Genomic DNA, 2,765 nt, shown 5'->3' with positions numbered 1-2,765 from the left:
CGTCGACCTTCGCCCGCTTGAGCCGACTTCGGACTTCCTCGTTCTCGTCCCCTCCTTTGCTACCATTCGCAAGCACGATATGAGCGCGGCGGCCGAGCGTCTTGAGGCGGCCGATGAGTTCTTCGTCGGCAAGCTCGTAGAGCGCCGCATAGAGTTCCAGGAGTGGACTCTCGATCACCTCGTCGATGAGCCGAAGCAGGGCGAGCCGCAACTCGCCTGACAGGAAGCGACGGAGAGGTTCTTCCAGTTCCTTGACGTGGTCCTTGATGTCAGTCGCCTTCCAACCTCTCTCCCGGGCGATACGCGAGACGAACTGCCCCATGACGAAGCCGCGATTGAAGTAAGCCTCGAACTGGTCGCCGGCCTCGGCTGTGACCAGGATGTCGTCGGTCCAGTCGCTGCTGATGATGGGTTCGAGCTTTGCCGTCCCGGCGGTCCCGTTCGTCGGAAGCCGCACTGCGGAAATACGGTAGCGCACCGTTTGACCGCTGTTTGCGCCGTGATCCGTCCATTCGTAGCGCTGGAACGGCCAGACATTCGAGGGCCGTGACGCATCCTTCGGGTCTTTGGCATCCGGATCGGTCGACGACGACGGCGGCGACTGAGTGGTGAACCCGACGCGATTACGCAGAATCTCGACTGGGGTCCATTGCCCGTTGTCTCCCCGACGTTGGCGCTCGATCATGAAGCCAAGGCAATCCGGGATCGCGGCGTCCGCGATGCCGTCTCGGGTCAGACGCCAAAATAGCTGCACGTCATCGCAGTTGACGTAAGCGGTCAGCTTGATCGTCACACGATCGACTGTCTTCGACGTCACAACTGGCATGTCTTCCTCCGTGCGCTATTTGGAGTAGCCGTGCGAGACAGAGGACTCGGCGGACGCCATGTCGATCTGCCCGCCGTCGAAAAAACCGGCAATCTGTTCGCCGACATCGCCATCCACCATCGCCGGCCCCCGCGTGCTTCTGCGGCGAAGTTCATTGATGGCACGGAAGATCAACCATTCATCGTGGGAACCGAGGCTGTACGTCACACTTGCTCGCAGCCCGTAGTAGCGCAGGAAGTCGACGCGCTTGTTGTTCCAAAGATCGCGGAGCCGGTAGGCGTCCTCGTTGATCGCGGTTCGCGGTCCGAGCCTCGACCAACTCGGCTCCGGATCGCTGTACTCCTCGCGAAAGTCGGGATCCGTCGCAAACTTCCTCGCGAAATAGGCCTGGATCCCTGCGGTCAGCGTCTCGCCCTCCGACAGGAAGAAGGAATGCACGTCGCGCGGCCCAAGGAAGTAGAACGCATCGAAGTTCTGTCCGGTGTTAGGTGTGACCTCGCGCGATCCGATCAGCCGATCGTTCTCGGCCAGCACGGTCGTCCACATGCGCATATAGTCGCCCCCCAGCGGCCGGCCCGCGACCTCGATCAGCCGGTGCAGGTCGAGACCGAGATACTCGGCGTGTTCGTTCATCAGCCCGGTGCCGGCCTTCGACTCGAGTTGATATTGCGCCGGATTGAGAACCCAGAATCCTTCCCCCCAGCGCTCAAGCAGAACACGTTCCACGTGTCGCGCAACGTCGACATTCGTCGTCGAATATCCGCCGCCGCGCGAACTGATGGGGCAACTCAGATAGATCGCCAAGCGCCCTTCCGCCTTGGCACGCCCAATATCCCGACGCAGTTTCTCGATCTGCAGTTGGAAGACGTCGTACCAAGGACCGGTGTGCCAGACGAATTTGACCGGAAAGTCGGCAAGCGGGCTTTCAGGGTGCTCAATGAGGCCCCTCGCCTGTTCGGCACTGAACTCCTTCCACTTGCCCCTCAGATCGTTGCTCATTGCCGTCTCTTGTCTGTTGAACGCGATGAAATCGAGTCGAGCTTCCAACCGCCGTCCCGGGCCGGAATTGTGTCTCAACGCACGAAGCGCACCCCTCTAAACAGCGCTTCACGCAGCGCATCGTAGCGCGTCTCCCTGCCGGGCAGATGCAGCAGGCCGGTGTAGCAGTGGCGAAACTGGTGATTGAAATACAAATGACTGTCTCGCACCACGCGACCGGGTTCTCCCCCGATGAATGGAATAACCGGCTCGCCTCCCTTGAACAGATCCGCCATCTCGATCGTTCGCGAGTAGCCGAGACCGGCGATGCCGAACGGAGTTGCCGGCGTCAGCTCGACGGCCCGCACGCTCTCGCCGCGACTATGAGCAAACTCCGCCAGACTGCCCTGGTACTTAAGGAATACGTGCAGGTTGAACAGCGACCACTCGCCGCTGGCGATGTCCTCGCGCGGAAAGAAGAAAAGAAACGCCTCGCTGTCGCTCAACTGGGTCGGGACGATATCGAACAGCTCGGCAGTGCCGGGTGCCACTTCGAAGCCGTAGTCGCGAAAATCGATATTCGTACGCGACTTCAGGGCGGATCGGTCGGCGGAGAAAACCGGCGCGCTGCTTATTCCAGGGATCTGCATTGCGAGCTCCATCTTATCGCCAGCCCAGGAGCGTTCCGACGACATCAGATACGCAATAGCGCCCGCCGCCGATCAAAAGGATCGCGGCCCCGGCTGCTGCAAGCGCCCAATTCTTCAACCCAGCAGCGATGTGGGCGCTGTAGGCGGACCAGCCCATCACATTGCCCGCGTCGCCGGCCTGCTTCGCCTCGTCGCGGCGAATCGCATGGACCCGCATGCCGACGAGACTGAAGAGAGCAAGCGCACCCCCGCCGACGCGCGGCTAGACCCCGAGCAAGACGGAGGCGCCGCCTGCGTACATGATCCCATCC

The 2,765-nt window shown here is 61.4% G+C and carries 2 protein-coding genes and 1 pseudogene; all 3 read right to left on the bottom strand.

All coding sequences use genetic code 11. From position 1 onward, the window contains the following. Window positions 1-826 (bottom strand): annotated as a pseudogene (locus I5M_RS00145) (hypothetical protein); the annotation flags it as partial. A 15-nt stretch (window positions 827-841) separates the two neighbouring features. After that, entirely contained in the window at window positions 842-1,825 is a 984-nt protein-coding gene (locus I5M_RS00140) for a hypothetical protein (RefSeq protein ID WP_022719547.1), read from the bottom strand. 74 nt (window positions 1,826-1,899) lie between these two features. After that, window positions 1,900-2,454, bottom strand: a complete 555-nt coding sequence (locus tag I5M_RS00135; RefSeq protein WP_148287788.1) for a hypothetical protein — start codon at window positions 2,452-2,454, stop codon at window positions 1,900-1,902. Between the last annotated feature and the right edge of the window lie 311 nt (window positions 2,455-2,765).

Source organism: Rhodopseudomonas sp. B29, from assembly GCF_000333455.1.
Lineage (GTDB): Bacteria > Pseudomonadota > Alphaproteobacteria > Rhizobiales > Xanthobacteraceae > Rhodopseudomonas.
This window is presented reverse-complemented; position numbering and strand designations above follow the sequence as displayed.

Coding starts and splice junctions, on each gene's coding strand:
- I5M_RS00140 (WP_022719547.1), bottom strand. CDS start 1,825: ATGAGCAACGATCTGAGGGGCAAGTGGAAGGAGTTCAGTGCCGAACAG.
- I5M_RS00135 (WP_148287788.1), bottom strand. CDS start 2,454: ATGCAGATCCCTGGAATAAGCAGCGCGCCGGTTTTCTCCGCCGACCGA.